Genomic DNA, 16086 nt, shown 5'->3' on the forward strand with positions numbered 1-16086 from the left:
CATGCCTCATGATCATTCTCACGAAGACCCGCATGCGCTTTTGCCTTCTGATCCTGCCCTCCGGGTCAAGGCATTAGAGACCCTTTTGACCCGCAAGGGATTGATTGATCCCGCCGCGCTGGATGAAATCATCGACACCTATGAAAACCGCATCGGCCCGCGCAATGGTGCCCGCGTGGTGGCCCGTGCCTGGCTTGATCCGGCGTTCCGTGCGGCCCTGCTGGAGGATGCGACAAAGGTGGTTTCGGATCTCGGGTTTTACGGGCGGCAGGGCGAACACATGGTCGCGGTGGAAAACACCGAGACCCAGCATAACATTGTCGTTTGCACCCTGTGCAGTTGCTATCCCTGGCCGCTTTTGGGCATTCCGCCGGGGTGGTACAAATCAGATGCCTACCGCGCCCGCGTTGTGCGCGAGCCGCGCAAGGTTTTGGCTGATTTTGGCGTGACCTTGCCCAGCGAGACCGCGGTGCGCGTCTGGGATTCCACCGCCGAGGTCCGTTATCTGGTGATCCCGCAACGGCCCGCAGGCACAGAGGGCATGGACGAAGAGGCGCTGATGACCCTTATCAGCCGCGACAGCATGATCGGCACAGCATTGGCGAGCGCCCCATGAGCCGGGTGCATGATATGGGCGGGCGCTACGGCGATGGCACCATTACGCCCGAGCCGGAAGACGAAGTGTTCCACACCGATTGGCATGCGCGGGCGTTGGCCGTGACCTTGGCCGCCGGATCGCTTGGCAAATGGAACATCGACGTTTCCCGCCACGCGCGGGAATGTCTGGCCCCGACCGACTATGCGCGGTTCTCTTACTATGAGAAATGGATTTCGGGTCTGGCCAACCTTCTGGTCGAAACCGGCGTTGTGACCCGCGAAGAGTTGTCCGGACAAGCCGATCCCGCGCCCAGCCCACTGGCCGACAAGAAACTGACCGCCGATCAGGTGGCGGGGGTTCTGGCCAAGGGCGGCCCTGCCGATCGGCCCAGCAACACCGCGCCGCAGTTCGAAGTGGGCGACGTGGTTGTCACACGCAAGATCGCCGCCAATACGCTGGTCGATGGGGGGCATACGCGCCTGCCGACCTATGCCGCTGGTGCGCGGGGCCGGATCCTTCGCCTGCATGGAACTCATGTGTTGCCGGACAGTTCGGCGCACCGGTTGGGAGATGCGGCAGAGCCGCTTTATGCTGTGGTGTTCCCCGCGTCCGAGTTGTGGTCGCACCCCGAGCATCCACACGATGAGGTGGTTCTGGACCTGTGGCAAAGCTATCTGGAGCCGGAGGCATGAGCGCGCCTGAACCGGCCTTTGACGCGCCTTGGCATGCGCAGGTCTTTGCTTTGACCGTACATTTGAATGAGGCGGGGCATTTCGCCTGGGCCGATTGGGCGGAACGCTTTGGCGCAACGCTGGCGCGGCATGGCTTAGACAAAGAACTGAACGGCGGTGAGGATTACTTTACCGCCTGGCTGGAAACACTTGAAAGCTTTCTGGCCGAGATCGGTATGGCCGCCCCCGCGGATGTGGCCGACCTGCGCAATGCGTGGGAGGCGGCCTACCTGTCAACGCCGCACGGGGCGCCGGTGCATCTGGCCGATTGACCGCCAGATCCAATGCTTCAATCTCGGCTGTACAGGCCCGCTTTACGCAGAAACCGCCGCCATGCGCCTTTTTGGGGGAGCAAGCTGCCGATCCGCTTGGACGAACCGGCCAGACGGTTGAATTCATGCACGTCGATGATCCGCTCGGCGCAGCCGCAGCCCTCACCGGTAGCAACCTGTTTGTAATAGAACTTTTCAAAGCTCTCGCTTGTCCGGGCCGTCTTGCGCATTGCCGTTCCTTTCAGTTGTCCACATCGTCCATATCGGCTTGTCCGGACAGGTTGCGCCGCACATGGCTCCAACTCAGGCCGATGCCCAAAACAAGGCTGAGTGCGGCCAGTGCCAGCCAGACATTTGCGCTGGCATTGTCGAGGCGCAGCACCTTGAAATCATAAAGCACCCAAAGCGAGGCCGAGACAACGGCCAGCACAAGCATCATACCAAAACCGCCGATAGATCGCAAAGTGGCCCGCAGATAGATGATATAGCCAATCATCAAAAGCAGCCCCAAAAGCACCGCAACAGACAGATTTTCCCGCCCGAAATCACGCACCCAAGTGGCGTAGTTATACTCGGTCGGGTTGAAGGTCGCGGCGAGCAGACCAAATGCACAGATCCAGCGCAGGACAAAGCCCATTTTACGTCCCTCTTTCTTTTCGCCAAAACTACCGCCGAGGCGGTGGCAAAGTCCAGTGCGGGAAAGCCGGACGATGGGCATTCATTTGAGGCAAAACGCAGCATGGCGGATTTTCCAGTTTCGCCGCCCGCCTGCTGCCGCTATACGGGCGCGGGTTGTCTAGAAGGAAGATCATCATGGCCAACGTAGTTGTTGTCGGTGCCCAATGGGGTGACGAAGGAAAAGGCAAGATTGTCGATTGGCTGTCTGAACGCGCCGACGTGATCGCGCGGTTCCAGGGTGGTCACAACGCCGGCCATACCCTGGTGATTGATGGTGAGGTTTTTAAGCTGCACGCGTTGCCCTCGGGCGTGGTGCGCGGTGGCAAATTGTCGGTGATCGGCAATGGTGTGGTGTTGGATCCCTGGCACCTGCTGAACGAAATCAAGACCATCGAAGCGCAGGGCGTGACGATCAATCCCGAAAGCCTGATGATTGCCGAAAACACGCCGCTGATCCTGCCGTTTCACGGTGAACTGGATCGCGCGCGCGAAGAGGCGGCCAGCAAAGGGACCAAGATCGGGACCACCGGCCGCGGGATCGGACCGTGCTACGAGGACAAGGTTGGCCGCCGTGCCATTCGTGTTGCCGATCTGGCGGATGCCGCGACACTAGAGGCCCGCGTCGACCGTGCCTTGCAGCATCATGACCCGCTGCGCAAAGGGTTGGGGATCGCGGCCATCGACCGCGACGCCCTGATTGCGCAACTGCAAGACATTGCACCGAAAATTCTGCCTTTCGCAGCGCCGGTCTGGAAGGTATTGGCCGAGAAACGCAAGGCGGGTAAACGGATCCTTTTCGAAGGGGCGCAGGGCGCCTTGCTGGATATCGATTTTGGCACCTATCCTTTTGTGACCTCCTCCAACGTGATTGCGGGGCAGGCTGCGACCGGCGTGGGCCTTGGCCCGACCGCGATTGATTATGTGCTGGGCATCGTGAAGGCCTATACAACCCGTGTGGGCGAAGGCCCGTTCCCGACAGAGCTGAAGGACGCGGATGGCCAGCGCCTGGGCGAGCGCGGCCATGAGTTCGGCACCACCACCGGGCGGCAACGCCGCTGTGGTTGGTTCGATGCAGCGTTGTTGCGCCAAACCTGTGCGACCTCTGGCATCACCGGCATCTGCCTGACCAAACTGGACGTGCTGGACGGGTTCGAAACCCTGAAGATCTGTGTTGGTTATGATCTGGACGGTCGGCGGCTGGACTATCTGCCCACCGCTGCCGAAGAACAGGCCCGCTGCGTGCCGGTTTACGAAGAGATGCCCGGCTGGTCTCAATCCACCGAAGGCGCGCGATCCTGGGCGGATCTGCCTGCCGAGGCAATCAAATATGTGCGCCGCGTGGAAGAGTTGATTGATTGCCCGGTCGCGCTAGTTTCCACCTCACCGGAGCGGGAAGATACGATCCTGGTCACTGATCCATTTGCAGACTGATCACAGCGGTACGAAAGGGCATCACATGGCACTCAGCTACAAGGCACGCAGACGTTGGTCATTGGTGATCCTGCTGGTGGGATTGCCGGTCTATATCGCTTGCGCGGTCTGGGCGGTGAACCAGTTTGAGCGTCCGTCGATCCTTTTGGAACTGGGCATCTATGTCGGGCTTGGCATTGTCTGGATCTTGCCCTTCAAGTTTGTATTTATTGGGATCGGTCAGGCCGATCCGGATCAAGACAAATAGATCGGACATATTCCGAAAATGAAAAAGGCGGCCACTGGGGCCGCCTTTTCTTGTTTTTAGTGTCAACAGGTTAGCCTGCTGCGCGTTCGCCGGGGCGGTAACCGATATCATCAGATACCGTGAACCGGCCCCCTTTGATCTTTTCGATTTTGCCAGAGCGCAGCAACTGCCCAAAGGAGCGCAGACCATCTTCGCGGCTGAACCCGTCTTCGGCGCTGACCTGACGCACCTTGGTCATCAGTTGTGGACGCGAGAATTGTTTGCGACCCTCAACAAAGGACATATAGGCTGCCGCCGCTTCGAGCAGTTCGGGCAGCTTCGTTGCGCCCATTTCGGCAGCGTAATCGGCAAAGCTGTCGCCATCGGGGGTTTCAACCGGATCTGCCACCGCCGCAACACGGCGCGGGCGCACGGGCCCATCGGATGTGGGGCGGGCGACGTCGATACGCTGTTCCGCGACCAGTTTAAGTGGCGCAGGGCGGCTGCCGCCTGGGCGCTTGGTGCGGCCTTCAGGGCTGGGTCGGCGCGGACGCACCACTTCGGCCAGATCACTGCGGTAAGCGTTGTCGTTCTCGTCCTCGGTCTCTGGCTGACCCATCGCGACATCGGCCTTTTTCGCGGCCACTGCGGCACGCAAATGGGCAAAGGCATCGCGGCGCGTTGCGCTTTCCGGTTCGTCCATCTGCTGATCGGTTTCGGCCAGCAAACGGTTGACGTCAGAGCTTTGATCATCCTCATCAATGGATGGCAGGATACGCCGGGCCGCTGTCGGGGCGGCAGGTGCCTTTTCTGCGATCTCTGGCGCGGCGGTGTCTTCTTCCAACTCCGCCTCAAGCGAGGAGAGCTCTGCAACCAGATCTTCTTCGTCTTCCGGCGTCAACGCCGTTGCATCGGTCTTTGACGGTGCGATCTGGTCCAGCGCGGATACATCCTCGGCGGCCTCTTCTGCCGTTTCACCGGCGTCCAGTTCGCTGTCTTTCAGGGCGGCTTCCAGCTCGGCCCGGTTGACCTTGATCACCCGTGCGGCTGGCGCTTTTTCGGCTTTTGCATCGTCTTCATCGGCCAGTGCGGCCAGATCTGCCAAAGCATCCTCATCAGCGGGCTTTACGTCTTCTTCGTCAAAGAGATTGCTCAGGCTTGCGGCCAAATCATCCTCTTCGGCGTCATCTTCCACAGTATCCTGCGCAGTTTCAACCTCGACTGCCTCGTCTTCGAAACTGGCGTCGTCGATGTCTTTGCTGCTCAGGGCGCTGAGGATGGAATCCACCTCATCATCATCTTGGCCGGCCGGTGTGGCCGTATCGGCTTGCGCGGCATCGGCGTGTTCGTCCTCAAGGAAATCGGTGTCCTCGTCGGCAACTTCGTTCTGTGCAACAACGGCGCGGATGCGCTGCAGCTTTGCGGCAATGCTGTCTTCCTTTGGTGTCACAGAGGCAGAGGAAATCTCTTCTGTGGGCAGTACGTCAGACGCTTCTGCGCCCTCCGATACCGCCGCCGCGACCGTGGCAACCCGAGCAGAAGCCGCCACAGGGGCAGATGGGGAAAGTGTCTCTTGATCTTCGAATGTGTCGTTGGCACCCGCGTGGTCCGCATCGGCAAAGAAGGCCTCAACCTCGGCATCCGGCTGACCGGGCACAATGTCCGGCGTGTCCTCGGGCGTGTCTTCGGCTGCGGGGGCTGGCTGTTCTACGGCGGGCTGCGCCTCAGCGATGTCTGCGGGTGCGGAGGTCGAGATGACCACCGGAGCTTGCGCAGCGGCCTGGTCATCCTGCGGCAATTGCACGTCAGGGGCGGCGGCAACAACGGCGGCGGCCGGTGCGGCAATCGCAGCAGCGGGGGCCGGTGCGGTTTCGCTTTGCTCATGGGCGCTCAGTACGATCTTGCCGTCCTGTTCGCGGGCCTCAACGCGGCGCGTCATTTCCTTTTGGGCGATCCGCGCCAGCATCTCTGCATCGGGCTGCGGCGGTTCGGCGCCAAAGTATCGGTCATCAGAGGCAAGATCGCGGAAATACTCCGCAATCGCCTTCATGGTGCCAAATGAATCTTCGAAACCTTCCAACGTGCACGAGAAAGTGCCGTAGGAAACCGTTAGAATTTTGTTATTACTCATCATCGGATGCTCGTCCTCTGCGGTTTTGCAGGTTACCGTTTACCACGATATCCAAGACCAAAGCGGCCCGAATCTGTGCCAACCACCGTATCATTTCAAGGCGAGATTGTGTCCAGTTTCCCAAAACCAAGGTAATCTGCCATGATTGACCCCATTATACACAGTTCTGCCGCAATCACCCTCATAGGTGGTGGAGAGGCAAACACAGTTGATCTTAAAGAAGCATTAAGTATTGCGCCGATTTGTGTGGCGGCTGATGGCGGTGTGGTCCTGGCATTAGAGGCGGGGATCATGCCGGAGGCGGTGTTGGGGGATTTTGACAGTGCGCCGAGCGCGGTTCTGGGCCAGATCCCACCCGCGCGATTGCACCGGATCGATGAGCAAGACACCACCGATTTTGAAAAGGCGCTGGCGCGGATTGATGCGCCGGTGATTTTGGGCGCTGGGTTTCTGGGCGGACGGGTCGATCATCAACTTGCCGCGCTTCACGGGCTGCTGGCTTTTGCGGACCGCCCCTGTGTGTTGCTGGGCCGCGATGAGGTGATCTTGCTCGCACCGCCCAAGATCGCATTGCCAACACGGGCAGGAGATGTTGTCTCGCTTTTCCCTTTGGCCGATGCGGCAGGGCAAAGCGCGGGTTTGAAATGGCCGATAGATGGGCTGAACTTTGCCTTGGGGGAAAAAATCGGCACCTCCAACGCAGCGACCGGACCTATGTCGTTGCAGATGGAACAGCCCGGTCTGGCGCTGATCCTGCCGCGTCGGCTTATGCCTGATGTGGTTGCGGCGCTTTGCCAGCCAGACGCCGCGCGGTGGCCTGCTCGCGGTAGATGATGTAAAGGCCCGAGATAATGGTAATGACGATGCCAAGGCTGGCCAGGAGATTTGGCAGGTCTTTGAAAAACACAAAGCCCAGCAAGGTCGCGACCGGAATTTCAAGGTACTGCATCGGGGCCAGCGTGGTCGAGGGCGCATAGCGCAAGGACCAACACATCAACAGATGCGCGCCCGTTCCCAAAACGCCGATGGCAATCAGCAGGCCCCATTCCTGAGCGTTGGGTTGAATCAGATTGAGCGGGTTGAGCCCATGCCCGGATCCGGCCCAGATCACCGGCACCATGATGGCGACCGCGATCAACCCGCTGACGGCCTGCGATCCGATCGGGTCAGTCTCTTTGGCGATTTGCCTTGTGACCAGCATAAAAACAGAAAAATTGGCAGCGACAAAAACCGGCAAAAGCGCAGGCCAGCCAACATTAACAAAGCTGGGCTGCACCACAAAAAGCGTGCCGGTAAAGCCGAGGATACAGGCCATCAATCGGCGGCTGCCGACCTCTTCGTTCAGGACAAACTTTCCGAGCAGCAGCATGAAGAACGGCATGACAAAGACAATCGCCACAGCATCGGCCAAGGGCAGGTATTGCAAGGCTGTAAACATCGCGGCGATGCCGACGATATGTAGAACGGTGCGCAAAACTGTCAGCCCAAGGATACGGCCCCGCATGCGCCATACGCGGCCCGTGGACCAGACCAGCGGGAACAGGATCAGCGTCTGCACTGCAAACCGGACGAGAACGACCTCGGCCAGAGGTACAGAGGTGCCCAGAATCTTGGCCACGGCGTCGCCAAATGGGGCGACCGCGCAAAACCCGAGCATAAGCGCGATTCCGATGAGGGGTTTGTCCTGTGTCATCTTGGCAGGTTAGGGTGCTGCTTCTCGGATTGCAATCGCTTAGGTTGTATTCCTTTCGATCACTCGCTTCAGTTTGCTGCGATCATCCTATGCCGCAGGACGTCCGAGTTTCACCTGATTGCGTCCGCGTCCCTTGGCAGCATAAAGCGCCTTATCTGCCTGCGCGAGCAGGGCCTCGCCGATACCGTCGCAGTCCTTGGCCGGATGCCGTTCCGGATCGCACAGCGCCATCCCGATGCTGGCCGTAACGCTGACCGGGGCATGTGGCGGGGGCAGGTTGACCGGGCTGGAAGATATCGCATCGCAAACTCGCAGTGCGGCGGTTTGTGCCTGGGCCAGCGACGGGGCTGGCGTGACGATCAGAAATTCCTCACCGCCGATTCGCGCAACCATATCCGTTTTGCGCAGGCAGCCCCTGAGCCGATCCGAAACTTCCACCAGAACCGCATCCCCCGAGGCATGGCCAAATTTATCGTTGATCCGTTTGAAGTGGTCCAGATCCGCGATCATCACCGCAAAAGACGCGCCATTGTCCCGCGCCCGCGCGGCCATCTGGGCCAGATAAGGCATGGCATATCGCCGGTTATAAAGGCCCGTCAGTGGATCATTCACCGCTGCCCTGAGCCCCGTGCGCACGGTGGCGCGCATCTGCTCTCCAATGCGCTTGCGGCGCAGCATCGCCTTGAGCCGCAAGGACAGTTCTGCTGGTTCAAAACCGGCGGTCATCAGATCATCGGCCCCCAGATCCAGCGCAGAGGCACCGATCTCGGCGTCGGGCTTGGTTTGCAAGACCAAAACGCCGGCATGACGGGTCTGGGCATTGGCCCGCAGCGCAGCGATACATCGCAACATCGATTGTGCCGGCTCCCGGTCAGCGGGCAGGATCAGTACAAAGGTATCGGGAAGGGCGCCTTTTTGCAGGGTCTGCATCAAGGTGTCTGGCGCGGCTTGGGTGATCTGCTGGTTCAAGTGGGGTCGCATCTGTATGGCCCAACTGTGCGCGGTGCCAGGGCTTGCACAGACAAACATCGTGCGCCCCTGTTCGGCATAAGGATTGTCCGGCTCCGCCAGGCCCAAAGCGCGGCTGGTGTCTTCGCGCAATTGCCATTCTGCATCGGCGTTCTGCGCCCGCAGCAGACTGCGCACCCGCCCCAAGAGCAATGTGTCGTCCAATGGTTTTGGCAGAACATCCTGCGCACCGGACTTGAGCAGGGCCACCCGCGATGCGGCATCACCCGAGCCTTGCAGGGCCAGAACACAGATCTGCCGGGTAACCGGGTTGCGGCCCATCGCCCGGCAGAGGTCAGCGGCCTCTCCGTCAGAGAGGGTCATTGCACAAATCACCAGATCCGGCATGTGAATTTCGGCCATCGTCAGCGCGTTTTTCACACAGGACGCCTGCACAACCGTATAGCAGGCCGCCGTTAGCTTGACCTTCATCACGATCCGGTTGGTGGCAATTGAATCCACGATGAGGATCTTACCCTGCACGCGGCATCCTTTCTGACATGATTTGCATTTCCATGTCCCTGTATTTGGCCCTAATGGTTAACAAACCGTTGCGATGCCCTGAAAACCGGATCACGTTATGACACTCTCTGTTGATGCTGCTGAAACTCTGGCGCTGCGGGCGCTGGCGTGGTTGGCGGCCAATGATGACCTGTTGCCGACCTTTCTTGGAAGCACAGGTGCGTCAGAGGCGGATCTGCGCGAACGGGCCGGCGATCCGGTCTTTTTGGGCGCGGTATTGGATTTTCTGATGATGGATGACGCTTGGGTTATTGGCTTTTGTGACAGCGCCGCGATCCCGTACGATCAATTGATGCAGGCCCGTATGGCCCTGCCGGGCGGAGCACAGGTGAATTGGACATGACTGAAATCAAAGGGCTTTTGTTCGACAAGGACGGAACCTTGTTCGATTTTGCCGCCACCTGGGAAACCTGGGCGCATGCGTTCTTGCTGCGAGCCTGCGAGGGGGATCACGCCAAGGCCGGGCGCGTGGGCGCGGCGATCGGATTTGACATGCAGCAGCGCAACTTTGCCCCTGATAGCGTGGTGATTGCCAGCACCGCAGGAGAAGTGACCGAGGCTTTGCACCCGCATTTTCCGCAGATGTCCTTTGCTGCGCTTGAGGATATGTTGAACGAAGAGGCGGCGAACACACAGCAGCAACAGGCGGTGCCGCTGGTCCCGCTTCTGACCGAGTTCCGGCGAAGGGGGCTGGCGCTTGGGGTGGCAACCAATGATGCGGAAATGCCGGCCCGTGCGCATCTGTTGCAGGCCGGTATTCTAGAGATGTTCGATTTTGTCGCGGGCTTCGACAGTGGTCATGGCGGCAAACCCGCGCCGGGCCAGATGCATGCCTTCGCCGCGCAATGCGGTTTGCCCGCGGGACAGATTGCGATGATCGGCGACAGCACCCATGATCTGGATGCCGGACGGGCGGCGGGCATGATTTGTGTCGGGGTTCTGACCGGCCCGGCAAGCCGCGCCGATCTTGCGCCGCACGCCGATGTTGTCCTCCCTGATATCGGGTATTTGCCGGAATGGCTGGACGCCCAATGATCTGGCATTTTTGGGTTGGAGATTAAAAACGACATATGTCGTCGTGAATGGAAAGGATGGCGTCATGCCGATGGTGCCTTCTGAGATCAACTCAGGAGTAACGACATGACACAGCCACCCAAACGCAGAACCCGCGGCGGCGGCCGCGCAGGTGCACAAGACCGGCGCGGCAGCGCGGTGATCGAACAAATGCCATGGAACCCGCCGGTCAATATCGACCGGCCCACGGAGCCGTTGAGCCCCGAGGGGGTTGAAGCAATCCATGACGGTGCGATGCGCATCCTCGAAGAGATCGGCATTGAATTCCTGAACCCAGAAGCGCTTGAAATCCTGCGCAAGGCGGGCTGCACGATCAATGGCGAAAACGTCCGCATGGGCCGTGATTTTGTTATGGAGTGGGTCGGCAAAGCCCCCTCCGAGTTCACGCTGACACCGCGAAACGAAAAACGGAAAATCACCGTCGGCGGCAACAACCTGTTGTTTGGTAACGTGTCTTCGCCGCCCAACTATTGGGACATGTCGATTGGCAAAAAGGTGCCCGGCACCCGTGAAATGTGCAAGAATCTGCTCAAGCTGACGCAGTATTTCAACTGTATCCACTTTGCCGGCGGCTATCCGGTGGAGCCTTGTGATATTCATGCCTCTGTGCGCCACCTGGATGTGCTTTATGACAAGCTGACGCTGACGGACAAAGTGATGCACGCCTATTCGCTGGGCGCTGAGCGTGTCGAAGACGTGATGGAGATGGTGCGCATCGCGGGCGGGCTGACTCATGATGAGTTTGACGCGTCCCCACGTATGTACACCAACATCAACTCAACCTCGCCGCTCAAGCATGACTTTCCGATGATGGACGGTTGGATGCGTCTGGCGCGGCGCGGGCAGGGTCTTGTCGTGACACCCTTCACCCTTGCAGGTGCGATGGCACCCGTGACAATGTCCGGCGCTGTGGCGCAATCGCTGGCCGAGGGGCTTTGTGCGATTGTCTTGGCCCAGATCATCAACCCCGGCTGCCCGGTGGCGATTGGTACCTTTACCTCCAACGTGGATATGAAATCCGGCGCACCTGCCTTTGGCACGCCTGAGTACATGCGTGCGACCCAGATGACAGGGCAGCTCGCGCGGTACTATGGGCTGCCGATGCGGTCCTCCGGGGTTTGCGCGGCGAATGTGCCGGACGGGCAGGCGATGTGGGAAACCTCCAACAGCCTTTGGGCGTCGGTGCAATCGGGCACCAACATGGTCTACCACGCGGCGGGCTGGCTCGAAGGGGGGCTGATCGCCTCGCCGGAGAAGTTTATCATGGATTGCGAAGTTTTGCAGCAGATCCAGCGGTACATGCAGCCTGAGATTTGTGCGACCGGACCAGACGAGATCGCGCTGGACGCGGTCAAATCCGTGGGCAATGCAGGCCATTTCTTTGGTATCCAGCACACGCAGGATCGTTATACCACGGCATTCTATCAGCCCTTCCTCAGTGACTGGAAAAACTACGAAGGCTGGGAAGCGGCGGGTGGCATCTGGACGGCGGAACGCGCACACCACATGTTCAAGGAAATTATCACCAGCTTTGAAGCGCCGGAGATGGACATTGCGATCCGCGATGAACTGGCCGACTTTGTTGCCCGCCGGAAGTCCGAAGGCGGAGCGCCGACGGATTTCTGACTTGGATGCGGAATTCAACCTCATCGCCCTGCGCCATTATCGGGCAGGGGCGGTGAGGACGCTGGTGGCTTTGCCTACTTCCGCAAAGCCAGCTTGAGGTCTTCGATCGCGCCGATTTGACCGTAAGACAGGGTGCCGCCCACCAGATCCATCAAAATCTCTTGCAAGACCCCCCATGAGGCATTGCCGTCGATCTTGTGCAATCTGCGGCCAAGACGCGAAATCGCGGGTTTCGCGCCGTCACATTGGGTGATCAGCCATCGGCCAAGCACTTCCATTTCTTGCGCTTCTTCTTCGGAGGTCTGCATCCGGCTGCGCAGCAGGAGGTGCAATTGGTCACGCTGTTCGCGGGTGGGCAGGTCGTCAAGTTCGATAAAGGCCTGTGCGATGGCGCAGATTGCGATGCGGTGATCGTCAATCCCTTCGACGGGATGCGCTTCGGTTTGCCGCCGGAAGGCCAGTTTGCGCGGGGCGTTCTTAACCGTCGTTGCAACATCGCTGGCCACGTGCAACGCGTCACGCGGGTTGTTGCGCACCCACCACCAAAGGGCGCCGCCAAGGGCGCTGAGGATCAACAGGAACAATGGCATATCGAGGTCTTTCGTTGAGGTCAGTCTTGATGCGCGCAGATTAACTTTTCCACAATGGGTTGCAATGAGATAATGATATGCCCGCATGTGGTGCTGCGAAATGTGTAAAACTGTGTCTGTTGGGTAGATCTTAAGGGGTTTGGGTAAGGCTGGCGCCGGGACGTATGGGAATGAGGCCGCCAATGCATGGGTTATTCAACCGCAGCATCCAGAATTTTGTCTGTGACACTTACGGCCCCGCCGTATGGGAGGCCAGTGCCCGCCATGCCAATCTCGACTTTATCGAGTTTGAAGCCATGCTTGAGTATGACGACGCCATCACGCCCGCCATTCTTGATGCGGTGTCCAAAACGGTGGAACGGCCCCGCGTCGACGTGATGGAGGATATCGGCACCTATCTGGTGTCGCATCCGCGGTTCGAAGGCACTCGGCGGCTGCTGCGTTTTGGCGGCGTGAATTTTGAGGATTTTCTGCATTCTCTGGATGATCTTGCAGATCGGGCGCGTTTGGCGCTGTCCGATCTGCACCTCCCCCGGATAGAACTGCGCGATCACGTCGATGGGCATTTCTCGCTGATTTGTGCGGCTCCTGTGGCGGGCTATGGCCATGTGATGATGGGGGTTCTTCGGGTTATGGCGGATGACTACGGGGCGCTGGCACTGCTGGAACATACCGGCGGCGGGCAAGGCGTTGAAACGGTGTCGATCACATTGGTCAAAACCGACTTTTCCGAAGGGCGGCGTTTCGATCTCGGCGCACGGGCGACGTGATGATCGTCTCTGCCCCGGTTTTGGATGTTTTATGCCCGATGCATCTGGTTCTCAGTGCGACGGGCCATATCATTCACGCAGGGCCCACCGCGCACAAGCTGTGCAAGTCTGACGATCTATTGGGACAACGGTTTCTGGAAGTGTTTGATATCAAACGCCCCCGCGCGATTGTCTCGATGGCCGATCTGCACAAGGCCCGTGATCTCAAGCTGCATCTGGAACTGCGTGATCCGCCGCGTACCGCGTTCAAGGGGATCATGGTGCCGGTGGGGGATGCGGGCAATCATACGGTTGTGAACCTCAGCTTTGGCATCTCTATTGTGGATGGGGTGCGGGACTATTCCCTGTCCAACGCTGATTTTGCGGCGACCGATCTTGCCATCGAGATGCTTTATCTGGTGGAAGCAAAAACCGCCGCGATGGAGGCATCTCGCAAGTTGAACCTGCGCCTGCAAGGGGCCAAGATCGCGGCGGAGGAACAGGCCTTTACCGACACATTGACGGGCCTCAAGAACCGACGGGCGCTGGATACGGTGCTCAAACGGATGGTCAAAGGCACTGCCTGTTTCGGGGTGATGAACATTGATCTGGACTATTTCAAAGAGGTCAATGACACGCTGGGCCATGCCGCAGGCGATCATGTGCTGCAGATCGTCGCGCAGATCATGGTCAGCGAAACCCGCAAAACCGATACTGTTGCCCGTGTTGGCGGGGATGAATTCACAATTGTCCTGCCTGAAGTGCGCAATGGCAACCTGATGCGCCGGGTGGGCCGGCGGATCATAGACCGCTTGGAAGAGCCGATATCGTTCAACGGGCAAGATTGCCGGATCTCCGCCAGTATCGGCACCGTCTGGATCGGGGAGGAGGATCAATCGAGCATGGAAGACGTGCTCTCCAACGCGGATGTGGCACTTTATGCCTCCAAACATGCGGGGCGGTCGCGGCAAACGGTCTACACACCGGCCTTGCGAAAAAGGGCTCCCAATATGGCATCGTCAGAGCGGCGGCAGAACCCTGACCCGCGTTAGAAAGAAATTATTGTACACAAATTGTATGCAATGCTAGAAGTACCCCGACTCACCTCATTCAGAGGAAACAGGGGGCGCTGTGGCACAGGACAAGAAATATTCTAAAGAACACGTGTTGCATCATCTGCGGCACGCGATCCTGACCCAGGACTTGCAGCCAGGCGCGGATCTGGATGAGGCGCGATTGTCGGAGGAATGGCACTTGTCGCGCACGCCGCTGCGCGAAGTGCTGCGCCAGTTGGCAGGCGAAGGATTTGTTGAAATCCGCACCAACCGCGGCGCACGTGTTGCCGAGATGAGCCACAAGACCCTGCGCGACTTTTTTCTCGCAGCTCCAATGATTTATGGCGCGATCCTCAGGTTGGCAGCGCAGAATGCGAAACCGTCCCAGATTGCGGCTCTCAAAGATGCGCAAAGCGCCTTCAAAGCGGCACTGCGCGGCGGTGATATCGCGGCACGGGCCTTGGCCAATAACCATTTTCATGACGTGACCGGACAGATGGCGGGCAATGTGTATCTTCTGCCCAGCTTCCAGCGTCTGCTGATTGATCACGCGCGGATCTCGATGACATTTTTCCGTCCGCAAGACGCCGAGATGGAAGAGAACCTGACCTCCGCCAGCGACCAGCACGACGCGATCATCGCGGCGATTGAGGCCGCGGATGATGATGCCGCGGCCGATCTGGCCATCGCACATTGGAACCTGTCGCGCGGGCGTATCGAACAATTTGTCATGCCCGCCGGGCTTGACCTGCAACTGGGAACCGGCACCGCGCCGGAGTGAGGGACAATGACACCAATCTTTCAATTCGAGGGCATCTACACGCCCATCGTCACACCGCTGGCCCCCGATGGCAGCTTCAACCGTGATGGCCTTGCCGATCAGGTGGAGCATCTGATTGGGGCAGGGGTGCATGGGATCATATCGGGCGGTTCCACCGGCGAAAACTATGCTCAAACGGTCGAGCAACGGTTGGATCTGGCCCAGTTCACCAAGGATAGGATCAAGGGGCGTTTGCCGCTGATTGTGGGCACCGGCACGATGCGCACAGAGGATTCCATCGCCTTGGCCAGTGGGGCAAAAGAGATTGGCGCGGATGCGATCCTGCTCGCGACGCCGCCCTATGCCGTTCCGACAGAGCGGGAAAATGCCTTGAACGCGCTGGCGATCGACCGCGCTGCGAACCTGCCGGTGATGCTGTATAACTATCCGGGACGGATGGGTGTGAACATGGGCGAGGAATTTCTGGATCGCGTTGGCCGGTCCCGAAATATCTGCGCGATCAAGGAAAGTTCCGGCGATATCAACCGTGTACATCTTTTGGCGCGGGATTATCCGCATATCCAGATGTCTTGCGGCATGGATGATCAGGCGCTTGAGTTTTTTGCATGGGGCGCACGATCCTGGGTTTGTGCCGGGTCGAATTTCCTGCCCGAAGAACATGTGGCGCTCTATCAGGCTTGCGCCGTTGAGGGCGACTTCACCAAGGGACGGCGGATCATGTCAGCGATGATGCCCCTGATGCGGGTTCTCGAACAGGGCGGCAAGTTTGTGCAATGTGTCAAACATGGCACCACGATGGCCGGGGTGAACACGGGCGGGGTGATGCCGCCGCTTAAGCCATTGAACAAAGACGACAAACGCGAATTGGATCAGGTGATCCGTGTGCTCAAATCCACCATTGCTGACATTCAGAAAGGTTAA

19 protein-coding genes are annotated in these 16086 nt (G+C 59.2%); 13 read left to right on the forward strand and 6 right to left on the reverse strand.

Annotated features, from left to right (window positions below; translation table 11 throughout):
- The first annotated feature begins 1 nt into the window (after position 1).
- The 3 genes from nthA to K3754_RS06850 are packed head-to-tail and all read left to right on the forward strand — an operon-like array spanning position 2 to position 1601.
- Positions 2–616 (forward strand): nitrile hydratase subunit alpha, encoded by a 615-nt coding sequence (gene nthA / locus K3754_RS06840; protein WP_259943264.1) that lies wholly within the window; start codon positions 2–4, stop codon positions 614–616.
- Entirely contained in the window at positions 613–1290 is a 678-nt protein-coding gene (gene nthB, locus K3754_RS06845) for a nitrile hydratase subunit beta (RefSeq protein ID WP_203211741.1), read from the forward strand. The genes nthA and nthB overlap by 4 nt, the downstream gene beginning before the upstream one ends.
- Complete coding sequence (locus K3754_RS06850) at positions 1287–1601, forward strand: nitrile hydratase accessory protein (RefSeq protein ID WP_259942230.1); 315 nt, start codon at positions 1287–1289, stop codon at positions 1599–1601. The genes nthB and K3754_RS06850 overlap by 4 nt, the downstream gene beginning before the upstream one ends.
- Positions 1602–1618: 17 nt before the next feature.
- Here the strand turns inward: K3754_RS06850 and K3754_RS06855 are convergent, their stop codons facing one another.
- Both K3754_RS06855 and K3754_RS06860 read right to left on the reverse strand, forming a co-directional pair.
- On the reverse strand, positions 1619–1831 hold the full coding sequence (locus tag K3754_RS06855) for a hypothetical protein (RefSeq protein WP_203211739.1): 213 nt from the start codon (positions 1829–1831) through the stop codon (positions 1619–1621).
- An 11-nt stretch (positions 1832–1842) separates the two neighbouring features.
- Entirely contained in the window at positions 1843–2238 is a 396-nt protein-coding gene (locus K3754_RS06860) for a DUF6524 family protein (protein ID WP_203212169.1), read from the reverse strand.
- 176 nt (positions 2239–2414) lie between these two features.
- Between K3754_RS06860 and K3754_RS06865 the strand changes: the two genes are divergently transcribed.
- Both K3754_RS06865 and K3754_RS06870 read left to right on the forward strand, forming a co-directional pair.
- Complete coding sequence (locus K3754_RS06865) at positions 2415–3710, forward strand: adenylosuccinate synthase (protein WP_203211738.1); 1296 nt, start codon at positions 2415–2417, stop codon at positions 3708–3710.
- 25 nt (positions 3711–3735) lie between these two features.
- Positions 3736–3957: a DUF2842 domain-containing protein gene (locus K3754_RS06870; RefSeq protein WP_203211737.1), complete on the forward strand. Its 222-nt coding sequence runs from the start codon at positions 3736–3738 to the stop codon at positions 3955–3957.
- Between the two features lie 70 nt (positions 3958–4027).
- Here the strand turns inward: K3754_RS06870 and K3754_RS06875 are convergent, their stop codons facing one another.
- A complete protein-coding gene (locus K3754_RS06875) occupies positions 4028–6067 on the reverse strand; it encodes a hypothetical protein (RefSeq protein WP_259942234.1) in 2040 nt (679 codons plus the stop codon).
- 141 nt (positions 6068–6208) lie between these two features.
- Between K3754_RS06875 and K3754_RS06880 the strand changes: the two genes are divergently transcribed.
- Complete coding sequence (locus K3754_RS06880) at positions 6209–6901, forward strand: thiamine diphosphokinase (protein WP_259942236.1); 693 nt, start codon at positions 6209–6211, stop codon at positions 6899–6901.
- On the opposite strand, the gene K3754_RS06885 is transcribed toward K3754_RS06880, so the two are convergent.
- Together K3754_RS06885 and K3754_RS06890 are read right to left on the reverse strand one after the other, a co-directional pair.
- Positions 6834–7760 carry a DMT family transporter gene (locus K3754_RS06885; protein WP_203211734.1) on the reverse strand — a complete coding sequence of 309 codons (927 nt, stop codon included), beginning with the start codon at positions 7758–7760 and terminating at the stop codon, positions 6834–6836. The two genes, K3754_RS06880 and K3754_RS06885, sit on opposite strands and share 68 nt — an antisense overlap.
- Before the next feature lie 87 nt (positions 7761–7847).
- A complete protein-coding gene (locus K3754_RS06890) occupies positions 7848–9251 on the reverse strand; it encodes a diguanylate cyclase (RefSeq protein WP_259942239.1) in 1404 nt (467 codons plus the stop codon).
- Between the two features lie 97 nt (positions 9252–9348).
- Between K3754_RS06890 and K3754_RS06895 the strand changes: the two genes are divergently transcribed.
- The 3 genes from K3754_RS06895 to K3754_RS06905 all read left to right on the forward strand — a co-directional run bounded on the left by K3754_RS06895 (position 9349) and on the right by K3754_RS06905 (position 11990).
- Complete coding sequence (locus tag K3754_RS06895; protein ID WP_259942240.1) at positions 9349–9633, forward strand: DUF3572 domain-containing protein; 285 nt, start codon at positions 9349–9351, stop codon at positions 9631–9633.
- Positions 9630–10325: an HAD family hydrolase gene (locus tag K3754_RS06900; protein WP_203211731.1), complete on the forward strand. Its 696-nt coding sequence runs from the start codon at positions 9630–9632 to the stop codon at positions 10323–10325. Before K3754_RS06895 ends, K3754_RS06900 begins: the two co-directional genes overlap by 4 nt.
- Before the next feature lie 105 nt (positions 10326–10430).
- Positions 10431–11990, forward strand: coding sequence for a trimethylamine methyltransferase family protein (locus tag K3754_RS06905; protein WP_259942244.1), 1560 nt, complete (start codon positions 10431–10433; stop codon positions 11988–11990).
- 74 nt (positions 11991–12064) lie between these two features.
- Here K3754_RS06905 and K3754_RS06910 read toward each other — a convergent pair whose 3' ends face one another.
- Complete coding sequence (locus tag K3754_RS06910) at positions 12065–12580, reverse strand: hypothetical protein (protein WP_203211728.1); 516 nt, start codon at positions 12578–12580, stop codon at positions 12065–12067.
- A gap of 182 nt (positions 12581–12762) precedes the next feature.
- Here K3754_RS06910 and K3754_RS06915 point away from each other — a divergent pair, with 182 nt between their 5' ends.
- The 4 genes from K3754_RS06915 to K3754_RS06930 all read left to right on the forward strand — a co-directional run bounded on the left by K3754_RS06915 (position 12763) and on the right by K3754_RS06930 (position 16086).
- Positions 12763–13350: a heme NO-binding domain-containing protein gene (locus K3754_RS06915; protein WP_203211727.1), complete on the forward strand. Its 588-nt coding sequence runs from the start codon at positions 12763–12765 to the stop codon at positions 13348–13350.
- The gene (locus K3754_RS06920; protein WP_259942249.1) at positions 13350–14381 is read left to right on the forward strand and encodes a GGDEF domain-containing protein; all 1032 of its coding nucleotides are present in this window, start codon (positions 13350–13352) and stop codon (positions 14379–14381) included. Before K3754_RS06915 ends, K3754_RS06920 begins: the two co-directional genes overlap by 1 nt.
- Positions 14382–14460: 79 nt before the next feature.
- Entirely contained in the window at positions 14461–15165 is a 705-nt protein-coding gene (locus K3754_RS06925; protein ID WP_259942251.1) for a GntR family transcriptional regulator, read from the forward strand.
- A 6-nt stretch (positions 15166–15171) separates the two neighbouring features.
- On the forward strand, positions 15172–16086 hold the full coding sequence (locus tag K3754_RS06930; protein ID WP_259942253.1) for a dihydrodipicolinate synthase family protein: 915 nt from the start codon (positions 15172–15174) through the stop codon (positions 16084–16086).

Origin of the sequence: Sulfitobacter sp. M368, from assembly GCF_025141875.1 — a bacterium.
Classification (GTDB): domain Bacteria; phylum Pseudomonadota; class Alphaproteobacteria; order Rhodobacterales; family Rhodobacteraceae; genus Sulfitobacter; species Sulfitobacter mediterraneus_A.